This is a genomic window from Brachybacterium timonense, assembly GCF_900258505.1.
In the GTDB taxonomy this organism is placed as follows: Bacteria; Actinomycetota; Actinomycetes; order Actinomycetales; family Dermabacteraceae; genus Brachybacterium; species Brachybacterium timonense.
The window spans coordinates 2,203,809-2,224,204 of record NZ_LT984895.1 but is presented as its reverse complement, the minus strand read 5'-3'; the positions used below and the strand labels follow the sequence as shown (position 1 = coordinate 2,224,204).

16 protein-coding genes are annotated in these 20,396 nt (G+C 69.2%); 9 read left to right on the top strand and 7 right to left on the bottom strand.

All coding sequences use genetic code 11. The features are described from left to right. Positions 1–3,432, top strand: a complete 3,432-nt coding sequence (locus C8271_RS09870; RefSeq protein WP_106507136.1) for a glycosyltransferase family 2 protein — start codon at positions 1–3, stop codon at positions 3,430–3,432. Then, complete coding sequence (locus C8271_RS09865) at positions 3,425–5,017, top strand: DUF5719 family protein (protein WP_106507135.1); 1,593 nt, start codon at positions 3,425–3,427, stop codon at positions 5,015–5,017. The genes C8271_RS09870 and C8271_RS09865 overlap by 8 nt, the downstream gene beginning before the upstream one ends. Positions 5,018–5,065: 48 nt before the next feature. On the opposite strand, the gene C8271_RS09860 is transcribed toward C8271_RS09865, so the two are convergent. Further along, on the bottom strand, positions 5,066–5,521 hold the full coding sequence (locus C8271_RS09860; protein ID WP_106507134.1) for a metallopeptidase family protein: 456 nt from the start codon (positions 5,519–5,521) through the stop codon (positions 5,066–5,068). A gap of 224 nt (positions 5,522–5,745) precedes the next feature. Between C8271_RS09860 and C8271_RS09855 the strand changes: the two genes are divergently transcribed. Beyond that, complete coding sequence (locus C8271_RS09855; protein WP_245921087.1) at positions 5,746–6,045, top strand: DUF3499 family protein; 300 nt, start codon at positions 5,746–5,748, stop codon at positions 6,043–6,045. Beyond that, a complete protein-coding gene (locus C8271_RS09850) occupies positions 6,038–7,621 on the top strand; it encodes a phosphohexomutase domain-containing protein (protein WP_106507132.1) in 1,584 nt (527 codons plus the stop codon). The genes C8271_RS09855 and C8271_RS09850 overlap by 8 nt, the downstream gene beginning before the upstream one ends. Positions 7,622–7,628: 7 nt before the next feature. Here C8271_RS09850 and C8271_RS09845 read toward each other — a convergent pair whose 3' ends face one another. Next, positions 7,629–8,456 carry an RDD family protein gene (locus tag C8271_RS09845; protein ID WP_106507131.1) on the bottom strand — a complete coding sequence of 276 codons (828 nt, stop codon included), beginning with the start codon at positions 8,454–8,456 and terminating at the stop codon, positions 7,629–7,631. 118 nt (positions 8,457–8,574) lie between these two features. Between C8271_RS09845 and C8271_RS09840 the strand changes: the two genes are divergently transcribed. Beyond that, positions 8,575–9,570: a stage II sporulation protein M gene (locus tag C8271_RS09840; RefSeq protein WP_106507130.1), complete on the top strand. Its 996-nt coding sequence runs from the start codon at positions 8,575–8,577 to the stop codon at positions 9,568–9,570. Positions 9,571–9,663: 93 nt separating this feature from the next. On the opposite strand, the gene C8271_RS09835 is transcribed toward C8271_RS09840, so the two are convergent. Genes C8271_RS09835 through C8271_RS09815 form a run of 5 tightly spaced genes read right to left on the bottom strand, consistent with a single transcriptional unit; the run spans position 9,664 to position 14,914 of the window. Next, positions 9,664–10,962, bottom strand: a complete 1,299-nt coding sequence (locus tag C8271_RS09835; RefSeq protein ID WP_106507129.1) for a DUF58 domain-containing protein — start codon at positions 10,960–10,962, stop codon at positions 9,664–9,666. 7 nt (positions 10,963–10,969) lie between these two features. After that, complete coding sequence (locus C8271_RS09830; RefSeq protein WP_106507128.1) at positions 10,970–11,998, bottom strand: AAA family ATPase; 1,029 nt, start codon at positions 11,996–11,998, stop codon at positions 10,970–10,972. After that, complete coding sequence (locus tag C8271_RS09825; protein WP_245921086.1) at positions 11,995–13,209, bottom strand: DUF4350 domain-containing protein; 1,215 nt, start codon at positions 13,207–13,209, stop codon at positions 11,995–11,997. The genes C8271_RS09830 and C8271_RS09825 overlap by 4 nt, the downstream gene beginning before the upstream one ends. Then, positions 13,206–13,910 (bottom strand): DUF4129 domain-containing protein, encoded by a 705-nt coding sequence (locus C8271_RS09820; protein ID WP_245921085.1) that lies wholly within the window; start codon positions 13,908–13,910, stop codon positions 13,206–13,208. Before C8271_RS09820 ends, C8271_RS09825 begins: the two co-directional genes overlap by 4 nt. Next, positions 13,907–14,914, bottom strand: a complete 1,008-nt coding sequence (locus C8271_RS09815; RefSeq protein WP_170957852.1) for a glycerophosphoryl diester phosphodiesterase membrane domain-containing protein — start codon at positions 14,912–14,914, stop codon at positions 13,907–13,909. Before C8271_RS09815 ends, C8271_RS09820 begins: the two co-directional genes overlap by 4 nt. A gap of 338 nt (positions 14,915–15,252) precedes the next feature. Here C8271_RS09815 and mtrA point away from each other — a divergent pair, with 338 nt between their 5' ends. From mtrA to C8271_RS09795, 4 genes are all read left to right on the top strand, one after another. Next, positions 15,253–15,939: an MtrAB system response regulator MtrA gene (gene mtrA, locus C8271_RS09810; protein ID WP_106507126.1), complete on the top strand. Its 687-nt coding sequence runs from the start codon at positions 15,253–15,255 to the stop codon at positions 15,937–15,939. Between the two features lie 11 nt (positions 15,940–15,950). After that, positions 15,951–17,651, top strand: a complete 1,701-nt coding sequence (gene mtrB / locus C8271_RS09805) for an MtrAB system histidine kinase MtrB (RefSeq protein WP_245921084.1) — start codon at positions 15,951–15,953, stop codon at positions 17,649–17,651. Then, positions 17,648–19,348 (top strand): LpqB family beta-propeller domain-containing protein, encoded by a 1,701-nt coding sequence (locus C8271_RS09800; RefSeq protein WP_106507125.1) that lies wholly within the window; start codon positions 17,648–17,650, stop codon positions 19,346–19,348. The genes mtrB and C8271_RS09800 overlap by 4 nt, the downstream gene beginning before the upstream one ends. A gap of 366 nt (positions 19,349–19,714) precedes the next feature. After that, entirely contained in the window at positions 19,715–20,395 is a 681-nt protein-coding gene (locus C8271_RS09795) for a ComF family protein (protein ID WP_245921083.1), read from the top strand. Position 20,396 lies beyond the last annotated feature (1 nt).

Here is a 20,396-nt window from a genome sequence, read left to right as displayed (position 1 = left end):
GTGAGCACACGCCGGATCACCGCCGTCGTCCTGCTTGCTGGGACGACGACCCCGCACACCTTCCGCGGAACCCTGGCGAGCCTCCAGGCTCAGACGCGGCAGCCGGACGCCATCTGCGTGGTCACCACCGCCGGTCTGACCGCCGAGACGGAACAGGCCCTAGCCTCCGCGCGCGTCGACGGAACCGTCGACGATGTGCAGTCACACCCCGCGGCCGTCGGCCCGATGGCGGCGATCCGGCTCGCTCTGGGCGAGACACGTCCCGGCCATGGACTGTGCACGCCCACCGACGCATCTGAGGGCGACGACACGCCGCAGGCGGAGGAAGCATCGTCGCAGCAGGCTGTCCCGCATGAACGCCCGGGACGCCGCATGCGGGAGATCAACCCTCGCGAGCAGGCACGGAGGCTTGAATCAGAAGCCGAAGACCTCGCCCAGGTTCCCGCACGACTTCGCGAGGAGCGTCGGCGCGGCCGACGCATCGACACCTCCGCGATCGGCGCTGGTGAGTCCTGGCTGTGGTTCGTCCCTGACGGCGCCGCCCCCGGGCGCGAATCGCTCTCCTGGCTCGAGCACACGGTCGAGCAGTCACCGCGCACCGCCGTGGTGGGGTCCAAGCGTCTTTTCCACGGTGCGACGGCCGCTGTGTCACGCCCGAGCACTGCACCGGGCAATGCGCAGGAGACCAGCTCTGCTGCCGACGAGGAGCAGCCCACGACGGCGGACGACGCCGTCTCGCTGCTCGACGTCGGCATCACCCTCACCTATGGCGGACGCATCGCCACCGGCGTGGACCCCGGCGAGATCGACCAGGGCCAAGCGGACTGGCGTCAGGACGTCCTGGCCGTAGCGCTCGCTGGCATGCTTGTACGCGAGGAGACCGTACGGGACCTCGACGGATTCGACGTTGACCTCCCGCAGCCGTGGGCAGAGATCGACTTCTGCGAGCGGGTGTGGCGCTCCGGTGAACGGGTTGCCGTGCAGGCGCGGTCCCGTGTGATGGCCACACCAGCTGACGCGGAGCCGCATGAGACCTTGCGCGACCACCGACGTGGCCAGGTCCTCTCCCTGCTCAAGCAGCGCGGACCGGTGGGCGCCATCGCACTGCTGCTCGCACTGCCGCTGATCACCCTGGTGCGCGCCGTGTTCCTCCTGCTGATCCCGCAGCCGCGCCGCGCCGTCGCGGAAATCGCCGCACTCAGTGACGTTCTGCGGCTCAGTGGCCGCGTCATGCGACGCGGAGCCCGATCTCGACGTGCCGCACGCGTACCTCGGCGGCGTCTGGCACCGCTGTACCTGCCACGCGGCGAGGACCTGCGCCAGCAGGTCGACACCACCTGGACCCGGCTGTTCGCCGACGATGAGCGCACTCGCCGCGCACGACTGACCTCCTGGGGAATCGCCGGTACGCGGCACGGTGTTGAGGACGCCACCTACGGGCGCCATCTCGCGTGGGCCGGCGCGCTTGCCGTCCTCTCGGTGATCGGCACCCTCGTGGTGCTGCGTGGCCTGCTGGGGCGCGGTGACCTCAGCGGTCCGGCCCTCATCCCGATGCCGCAGACGCTGCGTGACGCCTTCGCTGCTGCATGGTCCAGCTGGGTCCCCGGTGACCTGGGGGCCCGCGGCCCGGCTGACCCCCTGCTGCGCCTGCTCGGCTCGCTGCCGTTGCCTGGCGAACTGTTCGTCGAGGCCATCGTGTTCGCGGCCATCCCCGTGTCGGCACTCGCCGCGTGGTTCGCGGCGGGGGCGCTCACTCGGGCGATCGGTGCGCGGCTCGTCGCCGCTGTGCTGTGGGCGCTCGCGCCGCCTTTGCTCTCTGCGCTCTCGCTGGGCGCCTGGCCCCTGCTGCTGGCACATATGCTCATGCCGCTGCTCGCCCTCGCGGTGGGGCGCGCCGTGGGCTTGCCGCACAAGGTGCATCGGGCCAGTGTTCCGGCTGCCGCGGCCGCCGGCCTGCTGCTGCTTGTGATCGGTGCCGTGCAACCGGTGCTTGTTGCCCTCGCTGTCGTGATCGGCCTGCTGATCGCTGCTGTCGTGCCGGGACGACGCCGACGGCTGCTCTGGGTACTGGTTCCTTCGCTTGCCCTGCATGCCCCCTACATCCCGCAGTACATCGGGCATCCGCAGCTGGTGCTCGCCGTCGGCGGCATGCCTGCGCCGACTCAGGTACCCACGCCACTGGACCTGCTCGCGCTCTGGCCGCAGACACCGCTAGTGCAGGAGTCGCTGCTCGCATTTCTGCCACCGGCGGCAGTGACCGCTCTGCTCTGTGTACCCGTGATCCTTGTGCTTCCCGTTGCCCTTGGCGCGTCGGTGCTGGGCGGCCCAGCCGGTACCCTCGCACGCCTGGGTCTGCTCGGGGCTGCGGCAGGGATTCTCGTGATCGCCTGGGCGCGAAGCGTCGACCTGGAGATCACTGACGGCCTTGCCGTCGGCCCGCCGTTGCACGCCCTGCTCGGCCTCGTGCTGCTCACGCTCGCCGCAGCCGCGCTGTGCGGATACGACGCTGCGGCCCGGCGTGATGAGTCCGTGGGCCGTGCCCGGCGGGTGTTGAGCACCGTGCTCGCGGCGGGGGTTGCGGCCGGTGCCGCAGCAATGGTCGCGCTGTGGAGCGTGTACCTGCCTGGCAGCTTGCAGATCGAGCGCACCTCCGAGGTCGTGGTGCCGACGGCGGCATCCGACCTCGGCCGTTCCGAGGCACGTGGCCGCGTGCTCGTGCTCGAGGCCGGCGAAGAACCAGGCATGGCGCGTGCGAGCGTGCTCACACAGGGGCAGGACTCGGTTGCCCAGCGGTCGGCCATCGTCGAGCTGCGCCGTCTCGAGGCGACGCGCAGCGATGCGAAGGATCCCGCCTCGGCGGCGCTGCGTCAGGCCGCGGCGCAGCTACTGTCCCCGGGAGCGGTAGCTGATGGTGAGGCTTTCCGGACACTCGCGATCGGTTACGTGGTCGTGCCCGGTGAGGATGAGCAGCAGCGCGACCTGGTCGATGCGCTCGACTCCTCCACAGTGCTGGAGAAAGTCACGCAGACCACGAGCGGTGGCCTGTGGCGGGTCGCTGAGGCGGCTCCCCGCGCCCGCGTCATCGCCGACGCGGACTCCACGGCGCAGGGCACGGCGCTTCGCAGCGACACGATCACCGCCTCGGGCCGTGTCAGCGCCGAAGGCACTGACCGTCTCGTTGTTCTGTCCGAGCGCGCTGACTCCGACTGGGTGGCGCGGGTTGACGGACAACGGCTGGAGCCCACCGTGATCGACGGCTGGGCACAGGGCTTCACCTTGCCCGCCGACGTCGGTGGCACCGTGCAGATCGACCGTGAGCAGCCCGGGACGCTGATCTGGCAGATCCTGCTGCTCAGCGCCACCGTGCTCACGGCCCTGGTCGCCGTGCCGTGGCGGCCGCGCACCCGAGGGATCGAGGACTTGTATGGCTGAGCCCGCTGCACCGCGCGAGAGCCGCCCACGGCCGCTGCTCGCCCTCGCCTCTGCCGCGGTCCTCGCCGCCGCCGGCGCAGTGATCATCGTCCAGCCCGAGCCGGTCAGCTCTGCTGTGCAGGTCGCGCAGACCCAGGCGACGCCGGGCCCGCTGTCACGGTTCTGCCCTGGCCCGCTCACGCTGCCCGATGGTGCCCTGCCCACCGGCGGGGACGCCGAGCTGGGGGTGACCGCGCCCGCGACCACCGTGGGAGCATCCACGGTGTCGCTCGAACCTGATTCGGGGCTGCTGTACGGCTCCACCGAAGGATCCGAGACGCTGCGAGACCCTGCCGACGGCAGTGTGCGCACCCCGTCGATCACCGCCCTCGACGACGATGACACCCGCATCTCCACGACTGCCGAGCACAGTGGCCTGGGAGCCTCGGTACAGACGCTGGCAGACCTCGGGAAGCGCCCACACATGGTGACGGGCACCGCGACGAATGGCCCCCCGATCACCGATGTCGTGCAGTCCACGGCGACGACCACAGGTGACTACCGCTCGCTCGCAGCCACCCGGTGCACTGCTCCGACCACTCAGGCGCAGTTCCTGGGTATCAGCACGCAGCGCGGCGACAGCGCTGCGCTGGTGTTGCGCAACGTCTCACAGCGTCCGGCCACAGCGTCGGTGCAGATCTGGACCGCGGAGGGACCAGCGGCTATGGAGGGCCGCAGCCGGGTGGTCGTTCCCCCCGGCGAGGAGGAACGTGTGCTGCTCGAGTCCGTGGTCGGTGCCGAGGACGATATCGGCGTGCGGGTCGATGTGCTCGGCGCACCACTGATCACCACCGTGCAGACCACCTCCCGCGACGGCCTCACCCCGACGGGGGCGGAGATCATTCCGTCGTTGCCGGAACCGCGCAGTGATCAGGTGCTCCCCGGTGTGCACGTCACGGGTGGGTCCCCGCGACTCGTGCTACTGAACCCTGGCCGCAGCGATACGACGGTTGACGCAGAGATCGTCGGCCCGAAGGGAGCAGTGGACGTGCCCGCGGCACGCGGCATCGACGTCGCTGCCGGCACGCTCGCCTCCGTTCCCTTGGACGGGCTGACGCCCGCGAACTACTCGGTGCGCCTCACAGCGGATACCCCCCTCAGCGCGGCAGTGACGTTCGGAGTGACCGGTCGTGATCTGCCTGGCGACACCATCGGTGCACCTGTGGATACTGCAGTGGTCCAGGCCGCGCCCGACCTGCTGAACGGAGCCGTGATCGCCATCCCACCCGGTGGCACCGACGGTCGTCTGGTTGTGGATCCGCAGGGAGCTGACACGCTCCAGGTGATCCCGTTGCGCACGGATGGAACCGCGGGGAAACCGGTCGAGGTCTCGCTGCCGGAGAACACCGCCACCACGCTGAACGCTAAGCAGCTCGGGGTGGATGCGAACACAGCGGGACTCGTGCTGGTCCCGGGCACGCAGCCGGTCCACGCAGCGTGGGTTCAGCTCCTGGCCGACGGAGCCGGGGGGAATCTCGTCTCCGTCCTGCCGGTGCCGAGTCCGAGCGTTGCCGAGCGCGGTGCTGAGGTATCGCTCGCACAGTGACCTGCTGCCGCGCGGCGGCACCTGCCGGCGGGGAGTGGGGCGATGAGGTCAGTCGCCCCAGGCGTCGGGGTCGACGTCTTCCGCGGCCATCCCGAGCAGGGAACCCACCTGCTCGGACAGCACCTGGCGGATCAGCAGCTCCAGGTGATCGCGGTCGCTGCACCGTGTCTGGATCGGCAGACGGTGCAGCACCGCTCGAGGCGGAGTCTCACGTGTTCCCGGCAGGGATCGGCCCAGGCTCGCCGTCCGGCCCTCCCATGGCGCGGGATCCGCTGGTGGCACATCCTCGACGAGCACCCGCAGGTGCTGCAGCCGGCGAGGGAAACGCTCGAGAAGATCCGCAGCGGCATCGGCGGCCACCTGGTCGAAGACCTCGCGTCGGGTATGGAAGCCGGGCAGGTGCATGGGGATCAGGCTGCTGCGCAGGCCGCGGCCGTGACGGTCCCGTCGCCGTGGACCGGATCGGCGATCTGTAGCGGCGGCAGTCACGGCGTCGAAGGACATGGCCGCACCCTACCGCCGCCCCGATCCTTGGCGGCTCCTGACGACGATCCCGGCCGCGTGCGACCATCCGGTGCCGAGCCCCTGAGCGTGCTCAGAATCGAATCTCCCTGCTCCCGTGGTGCGACCCGCGGAACCGTTCGCATCCCACCCGCAGACCGCTTGATGCGTAGACTCGCAGGGTGCCTGCTCGTGAATGCTCCCGTACCGCGTGTTCCCGTCCCGCGGTGAGCACGCTGACGTTCGTGTATGAGGACCGCACCGCGGTGCTCGGCCCCCTCTCACGCGTCAGTGAACCGCACGCCTACGATCTGTGCGCCCATCACGCGGGACGGCTCACCGCCCCCGTCGGCTGGGAACTGCTGCGCATCACGGGGAGCCCAGAGGCCAGCGATGATCTGGTGGCCCTCGCCGACGCGGTGCGGCCAGTGCCCCCGGCTCGCCCCGCTCCGGCTGAGCAGGCGCCGCGTCGGGATGTCTCCCGCACTGCCCGTCACCTCCACGTCGTCAGGACTTCCGATGACTGAGAACACCCACGACCTGTCGACCATCGTCAAGGCCTATGACGTGCGTGGCCGCGCCGGAGAGGACCTCACCGACGAGGTCGCTCGTGCCCTGGGCGCCGCTTTTTCCGACCAGCTTGACGCTGCAGCGATCATCGTTGCCCACGACATGCGGGTCTCCTCCCCGCAGCTGTCCGCGGCGTTCATCGACGGCGCCGTGCGGCGCGGATCAACGGTGGCACGGGCCGGATTGTCCTCGACCGATCAGCTGTACTGTGCGAGCGGATTGCATCGTGCCGCTGGCGCCATGTTCACCGCGAGCCACAACCCCCCAGCAGACAACGGCATCAAGCTCTGCCTGCCGGGGGCGCGCCCCATCAGCCGCGACAGTGGCCTCGATGACATCCGTCGCCGCGCCGAGGCCTACCTGGATACGGGCGAGATCCCGGAACGGCCCGGCGGCCGCGCCGAAGATATTGACACTCTCGCCGACTACGTTGACACCGTTTTGTCGCTGGTCTCCGTCCCGACCCGTCGGCGACTGCGTGTCGTGGTCGATGCTGGCAACGCTATGGCTGGGTTGACAATGCCCGCGGTTGCTGAGCGGCTCGATTCGGTGGACGTGATCCCCCTGTACTTCGAGCTCGACGGCACCTTCCCGCACCACCAGGCGAACCCCTTGGATCCCGTCACGCTGACAGATCTGCAGGCGCGGGTCCAGGCCGATGGTGCGGACCTGGGCCTCGCCTTCGATGGCGACGCCGACCGCTGCATCGCCGTGGACGAGACCGGCCGCATCGTGCCGCCGTCGGCACTGACGGCGCTCATCGCTGCACGGGAGATTGACCGGGCGCGCGCCGACGGCGAGTCGGAGCCGGCCGTCGTGGCGAATCTTGTCTCTTCCCGCCATGTCGAGGACGCCATCCGCGCCGCCGGCGGCCGGCGGGTCCGCTCACGCGTGGGTCACTCTCTGATCAAAGCCTTGATGGCCGAGCACGACGCTGTCTTCGGCGGTGAGCACTCTGCCCACTACTACTTCCGCGACTTCTTCTACGCGGACTCCGGTATGCTCGCCGCGCTGCACCTGCTGGCCGCTCTCGCCGCTACCGACGGGCCGCTTTCCGTGCTCATCGCCCAGTACGACCCGTATGCCTCGAGCGGGGAGATCAACTCGCGGGTGCCTGATGCTGCGGCAGCCATGCAGCGTGTGCAGCAGTGGGCTGATCGGATCGGAGACGTCAGCAGCGACCAGCTCGACGGACTCACGTTGGAGCACTGGGCAGATGGTGCGGCATCGTCCGAGCAGTGGTGGCTGTCGCTGCGCGCATCGAACACCGAGCCGCTGCTGCGACTGAACGTGGAAGCCGCGGAGCACGCGACCATGGAGCGCATTCGTGACGAGGTGCTCGAGATCGTGCGCACCGAGGTGCCGGCTGAGTCCAGCGGCGCAGACATTCCCTCGTGGTTGCGCGCTGCGCTGCGCTGTCCTGCCTGCCATGCTGAGCTGCGTGACCGGACGGCGGCGCTCGAGTGCACAGACTGCGGTGCCCGCTACGCCGTACGCGAGGGGATCGCGATGCTCACCGAGCCGGGGGAGTGACCGGACCTCAGCGCTGGAACGGCACGGCGTGAACCTGCTCGATCAGCTCCTCGGTGGCCTGACGCCGACGGCGCAGCGTCTCCTCATCCCGGCGGGATCGTTCAGCGATGACCGCCTGAAGGAACGCCTCGGGATCCGTGCCGGGCGGGGGAGCGGGGGCCACGAACGGTAGTGCGCGCTGCACCAGTGCCCGCGACAGGTCCCGACGGGAGGCGGTGTTCATCGTCGTGGCACGCGGTAGGAACCGTCTGATGTCCTGGGCGAGCTCGAGCGGCAGACGGCCCACGTCGGCACGGGCAGCCCAGTCAGCCAGGTGCGCGGGCACCTCCAGGCGCTCATCGTTGCGGTCACGCATCCGTTCCTGCAGCACCATCGTCCCCGCCAGCAGGTCGCCGACGCGCCTGGACCGGGGATCGATCACTGCACAGGTCAGCGCCACCGTGCCGCTCGTTGCCCACAGCTCGAACATCGCCATCACCGCGCGCAGCAGACTCTGACGCGCATGCGGTGGCCCGCCGTCCTCACGCACCACGCGCGTCCCCACGATGAGGCGACCCACTGAGCGGCCGCGCAACAGCATCTCGCACACCATTGGATACCCGAGGAACGCGGTGAGGTTCGCGAACAACAGCCCGGGGATGAGCAGCCCGTCATCTAGGCCGAGCAGTTCGCCGACGGTGACAACGGTGATGGACCCCGCGATCATGAGGACGATCTGTATGACGCCATCGATGACACCGGAGAGCATACGCACGGCGAATGAGGCTGGGCGCAGATCGAGCAGAACGGCCTCGCCGATGACGAGGCCGTCACGGCGCGGGCTCGTGGCGGGCATGCCCCCATCCTTCCAGGCCTGCGGCCGGGAGCGGACCTCCGTCCGTCGGCTTCCGGAGGTGGGATGGTGCGACTTTCGTCGGCGGCCCTGCTGGCGCTGCACGGCCTACCCTGCTGGAGTGGACACCGACGCTTTCATCGCCGTGCACCGCCCCGTCTGGGAGAAGCTTGCACGACTGACCCGCTCCCGCCGACTCGAGGCTGCCGACATCGACGAGCTGATCGGCCTGTATCAGCAGACCGCCACGCATCTGTCGACAGTGCGCTCTACGAACCCCGATCCGGCGCTCACGGCGCATCTCTCGCTCCTCGTGCACCGCGCACGGTTGCGCATCACCGGCACCCGGGTCCCGCTGTGGCGTCACGCCCGCAGCTTTTTCTGGGATGACCTGCCGGCAGCGCTGTACGAGGCGCGTCGCACCGTGGGGGTGAGCGCCCTCATCTTCCTGGTCTCTACCATGGTGGTGGCCTTGTGGTTCGGCCTGGATGCGAGCGCCCGTGAGCTGGTGCTTCCTGCCGCGGCGCAGCGCGCCCTCGCTCAGCACGAGTTCGTGGCCTACTACTTCCAAGGGGAAGCGGCCGGTTTCGCGGTGAAGGTCTGGACGAACAACGCATGGATCACCGTGCAGGCCGTCGTGTTCGGCGTCACCGGTTTCTGGCCGGTGGTCATGCTGCTGCAGAACGGGCTGAACCTGGGGCTGTCCGCCGGTGTGATGGCCGCCTACGGCCAGCTGGGCACGTTCTTCGCGTACATCCTGCCGCACGGCCTGCTGGAGCTCACCTGCGTCGTGGTGGGTGCGGGCGCCGGGTTGCGCGTGTTCATGTCCTGGGTACGCCCGGGCCCACTGCCGCGCCTGTGGGCGCTCGCCCGCGCCGCACGTGCCCTGGTGACCGTGGCGATCGGGCTTGTGCCGGTCCTTCTGCTGTCCGGCTTCCTCGAAGCATTCGTCACGCCCAGCTCCCTGCCCACGGCCGTGAAGATCCTGATCGGCGCAACGGTGTGGAGCGCTTTCCTGATCTACATGCTGGGCCGCGGGCGCGCTGCACATCGCAGCGGCATCACCGGTGACCTCTCCGATGAACTCGTCGGGGATCGCATCGCCACCGCCGGCTGACCTCACAGGTCAGTCAACGGCCGTGGGCCCACCACCGGGCACCGGGCCGCGCCGAGCGCAAGCGGTCCAGCATCCACCGCGACCATGCGGGGCTCAGAGCTGGCCGGCCGCCTTCATCGCGAGGTACGTATCGGCCAGGGCCTGCGGTGCACTCTCTGGCGGAGCATCCACAACACGTGCCCCCGAGCGGGACAGCACCCCGGCCACGCCTGAGCGCTCCAGGCGGGACTGCTCGGCCGCGGCCGCCTTGTACACGGCTTCCACGTCATGACGATCTGCCGCCAACGTGTCCAGGGCGGGGTCGCTCACCGACGCAATGATCAGCGGATGATCCCGGGCGATCCGCGCAGCCACAGGGGCCAGGCCCTGATGCACCACTGACGGCTCAACCGGGGTGATCAGTACCACGAGCGCACCCTTGCGGGCACGGTCATTGATCTTCCGGGCAGCACTCTCCCAGTCCGTTTCCACCAACGCGGGGTGCACCGCCGCGGTGGTGCGCACCACGTCGCGCAGCACCGTGGAGCGGCTCGAGCCGATCACGGAGGAGTGGCCGATGCGGTCCACGCACAGCAGATCCACCCGGTCACCTGCCTGTGTGGCGAGTGCCGTCATCAGCAGCGCAGCATCGAGAGCCGCATCCAGGCGCGGCGCATCCCCGAGCCGCGCTGCAGAGGTGCGGGAGGTGTCTACCACCAGCAGCACATGCCGATCTCGCTCGGGTCGCCAGGTGCGCACCACCACGCTGCGGCGGCGCGCTGTGGCGCGCCAGTCGATCGACCGCACGTCGTCGCCGTCCACGAAATCGCGCAGCGAGTCGAACTCCGTGCCTTGCCCGCGCTGGTGCACGACCGCGAGCCCTTCGATCTCGCGTAGACGCCGCACACGCGACGGCAGATGACGGCGCGAACCGAAGGGATGCAGGGCCAGCAGACGGCCCGGCGCATCAGCCCGGCCCACTCGACGTACCAACCCCCACGGCCCTCGGCTGGCCAGCACAAGAGCGCGAGAAGAATGCTCACCGCGTCGCGTGGGTTGCAGCGTCTGGCGGATGGCGCGGCGCTCCCCGGGCGGCACCACCAGGTCCGTGCGCTGTGCATCGATCCCGGCGGTGGGATTCCATGCGTCCCGTATCTGCAGATGGGCGGTGCGCACAGTCGGGTTCGTCACGAACACCGCGCCCGAAACCTGCTCGCCGAGCCTGACCTGCGCCGGCAGGCGGCGCTGCACGAGCAGTCGACTCGGCGCCGGTGCCCGCAGCGCATCCAGGAGAACGATGCCGGCCCAGATGACAAGGAGCCCCGTGAGAACCCACCACAACGGCCACAGCACCAGGATCGGCAGGCCCACAGCGGCCAGGGCGACCGCACGCGGGGTGATCGTGAGTCTCATCGCAGCCTCAGCGCGGAACGGGCACGGAGGAGAGCGTGGCGGCCAGCACCGACTCCACCTGCGAGCCCTCGAGCTCGGCCTCCGTCGTCAGCCGTACACGATGCGACAGCGTCGCGGGGGCCATCGTCTTGACATCGTCGGGGGTGACGAAGCCGCGACCGGACAGGTATGCCCAGGCGCGCGATGTGCGCAGCAGCGCGATCGCGCCACGGGGCGAGACACCGAGCGCGAGGCTCGGGGACCGACGGGTGGCGCGGCAGATGTCGACCACGTACTCCACCACGGGATCCTCCGCCCGTACACGCGCCACGTCACGCTGTGCACGGCGCAACGCTTCAGGCCCAATCACGGGCTGGAGGCCCATCGCCGCGAGATCGGTCGTGTCGAAGCCGTCGGCGTGGCGACGCAGCACCCCGACTTCGTCGTCGCGTTCAGGCAGCGGCATGACGGCCTTGAGCAAGAAGCGATCCAGCTGTGCCTCGGGCAGCGCATAGGTGCCGTCGAACTCGATCGGGTTCTGTGTGGCGATCACGACGAACGGGTCGGGCAGCGGTCGGCTGGCGCCGTCCACGCTCACCTGACGTTCCTCCATCGCCTCGAGCAGGGCGGACTGCGTCTTCGGCGGGGTGCGGTTGATCTCGTCAGCCAGCAGCAGGTTCGTGAACACGGGGCCTTCGCGGAAGACCAGGTCACTGGTGGAGGCGTCGTACACGAGGGAGCCGGTGATGTCGCCAGGCATCATGTCGGGCGTGAACTGGACACGCCGCATTCGCACGTCCAGAGCTGCGGCCAGGGATCGCACCAGCAGCGTCTTGGCGACACCCGGAACACCCTCGAGCAGCACATGACCGCGGCACAGCAGCGCCACCACCAGGCTCGAGACGGCGGCATCCTGCCCCACAACGGCTTTGTGGATCTCATCGGCGAGCGAGCGCAGTGCGTCGCGGGTGGCGACGTCGAACTCCACCGCAGTACCGGCGGCTCTGGGATGGGGCGTCGGATCGGCGGTGCCGCCGACGGGGGAGGGCGTGGTCATCGGTCGATCTCCTTCTCGAGACGGTCGAGGTCATGGGCCAGGTGCAGCAGCTCCTGGTCGGTGTGCACAGGGCCCGGAGCGAGCAGAGCCCGCAGCTCAGCGGCGGAATGGGAGACATGCGGGGTGAGCGCCGAGATGAGCGTGTCGAGCTCGCGTTCACGCCGCACGCCGAGGCGGTCCGCGAGACGACTCGCGGTCGCCGCGCGCAGTGAGGAGGCTGCGGCCTCACGCTGCGAGCCACGCTGCAGGAGTCGGGTTCTGCCGAGCACGAGCTCCTGAGCACGCACCGCCACCGGAAGCGGCTCCACGACGACGGGGCCCAGACGGAACGCCGCCACCATCAGCCCCATCAGCGTCATCACGACGATCCACAGAGCGACGGGGCCTGCCCAGCGAGGCATGTGTGTGAACAGGTCCGGGGCGTTCCCGGCCATGGGGTCGGTGGACGATGGCACATACCAGGTGAGCTGCTCATCGGCGCCCAGCGCATTGAGCGCCACCGCAGAGTTATCAGCATCCCGGACAGTCGCGTTCGCCAGCAGGTCGGCTGATCCGAGCACCACCAGATCGCCCTCGACGGCCACCAGCCCCGTGTCATCGGGTCCGAAGCAGGTCGCGCCGCCGGGGGCGCGGTACTGGATGGAGGGCGGGAAAGCGTTGTCGTCCGACGGGCCGGGCAGATGCACACTGCGCGCGCGGAAGGCGGCCTCTCCACAGTGTGCGTCTGCTCGGATCGTCGTTGCCTCACGCACCTGGCCTGCGGGTGTGATCGATGTGTCGACGTATGAGAGCACGATCATGCTGGGTGCCACCAGGAGCAGGCGTCCGGATCCCGGGGCTGCCGCCGCGTCGGCGAGCAGGTTCAGCTGCTGCCCGGATAGGCCGTTGGGGTCGGTCACCAGCACCGAGCGTCCCGCGCGCAGCGACTGTGCCGCGTCCTCGGTGTGGCGCTGGACGCCGACGTCGGTCCCTAGATCCTTCAGCACGGACACGACCGCCCGGGATCCCTGAGCAGTGGGCGCATCCGGTTCCAACGGCCCGTCCCGGTAGTTGCCGCGCAGCACTGCGGTCACCAGCGCAAGGAGAACAGCGAGCACCACCGCGACCGTGAGCACTCGCGATCGGCGCTGTGACGTGTCGACGGCATCCACGCCGCTGGTGGACGTCGGAGCGGACTCAGCCTGCACGGCCGGTGCTTCCGGTGCGCTCATGTCGCGACCCCACTGAACGCTGATACCGAGTCGTCGGTGAGCGTTGGGCTGGTCTGCGCGAGGTATTCGGCGAGCTTCACGGCGTCCCGGGCACTCTTCGCACCGACGCTGCTGCGGGAATAGGCGGCGGTGTCGAAATCGTCGGCGATCTTCTGCAGCGGACTGGACAGCTCGGGGAAAAACTCGCGTGCCGAGGCTGCGGCCTCATGCGCTGTCATCCCGGCCACGACATCCACGAGAGTGCGCTCATCGAGGTCGCGGACGAGGGCACGCATGGCGAGCACCACGGCGTCGTCCCAACGTTGCGCACTCGCCGCATCGGATGCGCGCTGCCGCAGCTGCGTCGCCGTCTGCACGGGATCGGCGTCCAGATCCGAGGCCACGCTCAGCTCAGCGCTGCGGCGCAGCATGCCGCTGCGACGGAGCACGAGCACGGCTGCGGTCAGCAGAGCGAGCCCGACGATGACCGCTACGACCCAGTGCGCAGGTGACGAGCCTGAGATCCCGTCGAGCATGTCGATCAGCCAGCGTTCGATCGCGCCGAGCACCCACTGCACGAAGCCGGGGGAGTCGTCGTATTCCGGCTTCAGCAGCTCGCGGCGAATGCGGCCGCGCGCATCATCCGGCGGCAGGTCCACCCCGCCCGTCGGCAGGGGGCCGGCCAGCACGCCGAGGCCGAGCATGCTGCGTGCCCCGATCATGTCGCCTGTCCTGATGCCGTGGCGCGGGCGGCCTGCGCCCGGTGTGTCAGTTCTATATCCCAGGCCTCATGTCGCATACGAGCGTCGGCGTACACCGCTGTGGTGCCCGCTCCCAGGAACGGAGCGATCAGCACCGTAGCCACGTAGGTGCCCAGCATCGAGATCACCGTGAGGACGCCGATGGCCACGGCGAGAGCTTGGAACGACGTGGCCAGCAGGATCCCGATGTAGACGACGGTGGCGATCGTGAGGAAGACGCCGGAGACGACCTGCGTCGCTACCGCGCCCAGCACGATGATGAGCAGGTAGGTGCCGAACACGCGCCACAGTCTGCGCCCCCGGGTCAGCTCGAGGGATCGGCGCAGGGAACCGATCACGCCTGTCTCTTCGAGCGCGATGATCGGGATCGTGAGGGCGAAGCGCACGTAGATGTACAGCCAGAGCACAGCACCGATCAGCAACCCGATCAGGAGCGATCCGACGGTCACCCAGGTGCCCTCCTGCTGGATCATCAGCGGAATCGCCGCGAGCGCAACGATGGCGGCGAACGCGAGCAGTCCGATGAGGTAGGCGATCACCGTGGCGAGCAGAGCCCGCCACCAGCCGGTGCGAATGGCCTGCGTGATTCGGGCGCGAGCGATCGGCTCACCGGTCGCCTCTGCCACGGTGATGACGGCAAGAGCAAGCATCACGATGCTGGTTGCCACCAGAGTCAGGAGGGCGGAGACAGCGGACGACGCGATCGAGGACATGGTGCCGCTGACCGCGTCAGCGGGAGAGACGTCCACGGGAGCCTCCGGGTTCTCCAGAACGGCTTGCATCTCGCCGATCATCGGGATCATGCCCAGGCCCGTCGCGATCGTGGTGATGAAGAAGGCGATGCCGAAGACCAGCGCGGAGAGCTTCAGCGTCAGGCCCGGTCGCATGCGGTAGATCCGCACGGCGGCTCCCAGCAGCTCACCTACGCCGAGCGGCCGCAGAGGGAACAGCGGCGTGCGCTGCACGAGCTCCCGTTCTAGCGGATCGGACGTTGTCGGCTGAGACGGCGGGCGGTGGGCGGATGGCTCCGGCCCGGGCTCGCACGCACCGCTGTGGGCTGCGCCAGGGGCTGTCCATCCGCTGCTCATCACACCGCTCCTCGTTTATCTGTGCATTGCATTGCCCGGGCCGCAGCGCCATGTGACGCCATGCGGCCTGCACGACCACCCATGACTGTAGGGGAGTGGCCGACTCGCCAGATCCGACGAACGTCGAGGGCAGTCGTGACGGTGGTCCACAAGCTCCGGCACGCCGCCGGGCCATCTGACGGCTGACCGGCGGTCTGCGGTGGCATGATGGCCATATGACGACGCCTTCACGGATCCTCGTGGTCGACGACGATCAGGCGATCGCCGAGATGGTCGGGATCGTCCTGCGCGCCAAGGGCTTCGACGTGGTCACGACCCCAGACGGGGCCAGCGCGCTCGAGTCCTTTGAGCATCTTGCACCCGATGTTGTGCTGCTGGACCTGATGCTGCCCGGTATCGACGGGATCGAGGTGTGCCGCCGGCTGCGTCGTGACTCCGACGTTCCGATCATCATGCTCACCGCTCGATCGGACACAGCCGACGTGGTGGAGGGGCTCGAAGCCGGGGCCGATGACTACCTCACCAAGCCATTCGAGCCTGAGGAGCTCGTGGCGCGGATCAAGGCACGGGTGCGTCGCGCCGACGCACCGACCACCGAGCGTCTCACCATCGGCGACCTGGTGATCGATGTCAACGGGCACGAAGTGCGTCGCGGTGAGGAGCTGATCGCGCTCACGCCGCTCGAGTTCGACCTGCTCACGCAGCTCGCACGCAAGCCCTGGCAGGTGTTCACCCGCGATGTGCTGCTGCGCGACGTCTGGGGCTACCGGCACAGCGCCGATACGCGCCTGGTGAACGTCCACGTGCAGCGGCTGCGGTCGAAAATCGAGCACGACCCGGAGAATCCCACGATCGTCGTGACCGTGCGCGGTGTCGGTTACCGCGCCGGATCCTCCTCCTGAGCGGAGCAGACGTGTCGGACCCCGCCGTGTCGGCCGAGGAGTCGGCGGCCGGGCCGACGCCAGCCTGGCATCCGCGGTCATGGCCGCTCGCTGTGCGCGTCGTGACTGTGACCGTGCTGCTATCGGTCCTTGCGGTGGCGACCGTGGGCGGGTATCTGTCATCGGTGATCGCCGACGGCCTGTATGAGCAGCGGCGCAGCCGGGTGCTCGAAGAGGCTGCCGATGTGCGCGCCGAGCTCGCCGAGACGCTGCGCAGCCTGGGCTCGGCGACCACCACACAGCGGCAGGACGCTGCGACCGCTTTCGTGCAGTCCGTCTCCGGAAGCGACCACAGCTCCCGGCGCGACGTCGGCCTCGTCCCATCCGATCAATCGGCTGGCGTCTTCCCTGTGGCCTCGGACCGCAGCCTGTTCGAAGCGGTCGACCCTGATTTCTCCGCTCGGGTGGCGCACGAGCCTGATGCGATGGTGTGGACCTCCATCGGGCGCGCGGACGGTGATGGCCGTGAGCAGCCAGCGCTGCTGGTCGGGACCCGCGTATCCGTCGCGGGCAGCGGCACCTACGATCTGTTCCTTGTGTACTCCCTGCAGGAGGAACAGGACACTCTCACCTTCGTGCAGCGCGTCATGCTCGCCGGTGGGTTCGTTCTGCTGGCGATCCTGGTGGGGATCGCCGTCGTGGCGGCGCGCCTAGTGATCACCCCGCTCAAACGCGCTGCCCTGGCGGCTGAACGCTTGGCTGCCGGGGATCTCACCGGCCGGGTAGAGGTCGCAGGGGCCGACGAGCTCGCGCGCGTGGGCGTGTCCTTCAACCGCATGGCACAGACGCTCGAGCAGAAGATTGCGGACCTCACCGAGCTGTCCCGGGTCCAGCAGCGGTTCGTTTCTGATGTGTCCCATGAGTTGCGCACGCCGTTGACCACGATCCGTATGGCGGCGTCTGTGCTGGAGTCACGGCGCGACGGGTTCGAGCCGGATCTTGCCCGCACCGTCGAACTGCTGTCCGCCCAGGTGCAGCGTTTCGATACGCTCCTGGCGGATCTGCTGGAGATCAGCCGCTTCGATGCGGGTGCTGCGCAGCTGGAGGCGCACCGTGAGGAGCTGGACGATCTCGTGCAGCAGGCGGTGCGTGATGCGATGCCGATCGCGCACGCGCGGGGCTGTCGGATCGATCTGCATCTGGCGGGCAGCGAAACCGAGGCCGTGGTCGACGCCCGTCGTGTGGATCGGATCCTGCGCAACCTTCTCACCAATGCCATTGAGCACGGCGCCGGGTCGCCGATCCACGTGATCACCGGCGCGGACGAGCACGCCGTGGCCGTCGTGGTGCAGGACTTCGGCAGCGGGATCGCGCCGGCCGATGCCGCGCGCGTCTTCGACCGCTTCTGGCGCGCGGATCCCTCACGTGCCCGCACTCTGGGGGGCACCGGGCTCGGGTTGGCCATCTCCGTGGAAGACGCGCATCTGCACGGTGGATGGCTGCAGGCCTGGGGGCAGCTCGATGAGGGCGCTGTTTTCCGCCTGACGCTTCCGCGTCGGCCTGGAACCGATCTGGTCGACTCCCCGCTTGTTCTCGAACGCGACTTCAATCCTGACGCGGCGCCCGTCGCCGAATCGCCGACTCCCGAGGCTCCCACAGGGCCCACGGACCTGCCGCAGCTCCTCGAGCCACGGGTGAGCGGATCGGATACGACGCGTGAGGAGGGCGCATGACCCCGCGACGACGCGATCTGCTGCGGGCAGCGGCTGCCGGTGGCGCCCTCACCGCCCTGGCTGCCTGCGCGCGCATCCCGACGCGTTCACCGATCGCTGTCGAACCGCTGCCTGATGGGGCACAGCCCGGTGCGCCGTACGTGCGGGCTCTTCCGCCACCCGAGGACGCGGCACCGGAGGCCGTCGTGGCAGGCTTCGTCCAAGCCGGGGTGGGGCCAGCGAATGACTACGCCGTCGCGCGCGAGTACCTCACCGACGAACAGCGGAAGGAATGGCGTCCCGCAGCAGGCGTGGTGATGTATTCGGGTAGCGAGGAGCTCCTCGTAGAGTCCTCCGGCCCGAGCGAGGTGACCGTGACCGTGCAAGCGGTCGCCACGCTCGCGGCCAACGGAGTGCGCACCCAGATGGTGGGGCCGACGGCTCGCGCTTTCACCTTCACGCTCGCCCAGGTCGAGGAACAATGGCGGATCTCGTCCTGCCCGGATGGGATCTTCCTGTCGGAAGCGGCGTTCGAGACGTTGTATGAGGCAGCGCGCCTGTACTTTCTGGATCCGCGCTCGATACACCTGGTGCCAGACCATCGCTGGTTCCCTGTGCAGCGGGCTGCGTCCGCTGTTCTCGAGGCTCTCGCGGAGGGGCCTGCGCCATTCCTCAACGGTGCGGTGCATTCCGCTGTGCCACGCTCGGCGCGCCTCGCGGAGACGTCTGTGTCGACCAGTGGCGATGGCACAACTCACGTCATCGTGCCGGAACAGGTGGATGCGCTGAACGCGGCGCAGCGCACACTGGCTCTGTCCCAGATCGAAGCCTCGCTGCGCTCCCTGCCGTCGCTGCCCGATGTGCGGCTCGTCGTCGACGGCGCGGACGTCACCGGAGTTGCGGATGATGCGCCTCAGCGTCCCGTTCCCGGGCATCGTCCGATCGGAGCGGGAGCCCGCGGCGTGATCTCGCTGGCGGATGTGTCGGCGGGGGAGCAAGCGCAGCAGGTGGTTCCCGACCTCGCGGACATCGCTGTCTCGTCCCCGATGATCGAGGCTGGTGGTGCGCTCGCCACAGCGCTGTCGGATGACGGCTCCACGGTGCTGATCGCGTCGACCGACGGTTCGGCTCCGCTGCGCGAGGCCGCATCCGGCGGTTCCTTCGCACTGCCCTGCGCGGATGGCGCCGGGTATGTCTGGACGGCGGCGCGCTCGGGAACGGGTGTGCTGCTGGCCCTCGCGGGCTCGGGCGCCGCCGATGACGTGACGGTCGATGCTGCGTGGCTCGCGGGCCGGGACGTTGCATCGCTGCGCATCGCGTCTGATGACACGCGCCTGCTGGTGCTCTCGAGCGACGCATCGGGTGCCCGGCTGGATCTGTGCGCGGTGCGTCGCACTGAAGACGGTGTCCCGCAGGCCATCACCGAGCCAACTCCGGTGCGCACCGCCATCACCGAGGTCAGGGATGCCTCGTGGTACGACGAGGCTGCGGTGATCGTGCTCGGAACCGATCCTGCGCATGGAGGTCAACGTGCCCGGATTGTCGACTTCTGCGCCACTCGTGATGCGTTGCCGGACCTGCGAGACGGGACGACGCGGATCACGGGCTCGGTGGTGGCCGATGCGATCTGGGCGACGGCGGGCGATGCGCTGCTGCGCAGCGAAGGGGAGACCTGGATGCGGGTGGACCTGCAGGCGCGTGACCCGTCGTTCTACTGAGCTGTGCGCGCAGAAGGCTGTGTGCTCAACGGGTTTCGCACTCAGAAGGTCTCGCAGTCAGCGGGCCACGCACTGCTGAATCGATGCGAGGCGCCAGTCCTGCAGGCGCCCTCCCCAGTCGCCCCGATCCACACCGTCGGGCCGAGCCGAGCACCGGCAGGGCCGACACGGCAGGATTCCGGCATGAGCGCACTCCAGACCGTCTCCTCGGCGACCCCCAGCAGCCGAATGCGATCGAAACCGTGGGAAGCCCTCTGTCGCGGTGCCGGTGCTGCTGCCGGCGCTCTGAGCTCGCTGGTCGTCCCCCGAACCTGCCCGTGCGGTGAGGAAGATACGTGGCTATGCCCGGACTGCAGGGAGCTGCTCATGGCGCCGCCGCAGCGAGTCGAGACGGCATGTGACGCGCTGCTTCTGCTCGCCGATGCGCGTGTGCGGCCTCGCGGTAACGACCCTGCGGGTGTCGACCTTGCCCCGCTGATGCCCGTGCTCGCTCTGGGCCAGTACACCGGGGCGCTGCAACGAATCATCCTGGCCTGGAAGAACGGGGGCGCGGTTCATCTGGCTGGGCCGATCGCCGCCGGCGTGGCGCCCGCGATCACGCAGCTGACCGCACGGCAGCCAGGAGATGAGCGGCTGGGGGAGGAGCCGTCCAGGCATGATCCGGTCTGGCTCGTCCCTGTTCCGTCGACGCTCAGCGCCCGGCTTCGACGCGGCGAGGCGCATACCGCTCATCTCACTCGCCAGCTCGAGCGGGCAGACGCCGGGCGCACCATGCGGCTGCGAGCCCGCCCCAGCAGCGGCCAGGATGGGCACGATGCGCGCGAGCGACGCCGACGACGCATCGCGATCGGAACTCTTCCCGCGCAGGCCCGCGGTGGCCGCGCAGTGATCGTCGATGACGTGGTCACCACCGGCTCGACGTTGCGCGCTATGCATGATGCGCTCACCGAGGCCGGAGTGCAGGTGGTCGGAGCGGTCGTCGTTGCCGCAGCCCGAATACCCGGGCCCTCGGTCCACGACATGCTCAGCAGTCCGTGGCAGGATTGAC

Coding starts and splice junctions, on each gene's coding strand:
- mtrA (WP_106507126.1), top strand. CDS start 15,253: ATGACGACGCCTTCACGGATCCTCGTGGTCGACGACGATCAGGCGATC.
- C8271_RS09795 (WP_245921083.1), top strand. CDS start 19,715: ATGGCGCCGCCGCAGCGAGTCGAGACGGCATGTGACGCGCTGCTTCTG.
- C8271_RS09835 (WP_106507129.1), bottom strand. CDS start 10,962: ATGAGACTCACGATCACCCCGCGTGCGGTCGCCCTGGCCGCTGTGGGC.
- C8271_RS09830 (WP_106507128.1), bottom strand. CDS start 11,998: ATGACCACGCCCTCCCCCGTCGGCGGCACCGCCGATCCGACGCCCCAT.
- C8271_RS09860 (WP_106507134.1), bottom strand. CDS start 5,521: ATGTCCTTCGACGCCGTGACTGCCGCCGCTACAGATCGCCGATCCGGT.
- C8271_RS09820 (WP_245921085.1), bottom strand. CDS start 13,910: ATGATCGGGGCACGCAGCATGCTCGGCCTCGGCGTGCTGGCCGGCCCC.
- C8271_RS09800 (WP_106507125.1), top strand. CDS start 17,648: ATGACCCCGCGACGACGCGATCTGCTGCGGGCAGCGGCTGCCGGTGGC.
- C8271_RS09845 (WP_106507131.1), bottom strand. CDS start 8,456: ATGCCCGCCACGAGCCCGCGCCGTGACGGCCTCGTCATCGGCGAGGCC.
- C8271_RS09825 (WP_245921086.1), bottom strand. CDS start 13,209: ATGAGCGCACCGGAAGCACCGGCCGTGCAGGCTGAGTCCGCTCCGACG.
- C8271_RS09850 (WP_106507132.1), top strand. CDS start 6,038: ATGACTGAGAACACCCACGACCTGTCGACCATCGTCAAGGCCTATGAC.
- C8271_RS09865 (WP_106507135.1), top strand. CDS start 3,425: ATGGCTGAGCCCGCTGCACCGCGCGAGAGCCGCCCACGGCCGCTGCTC.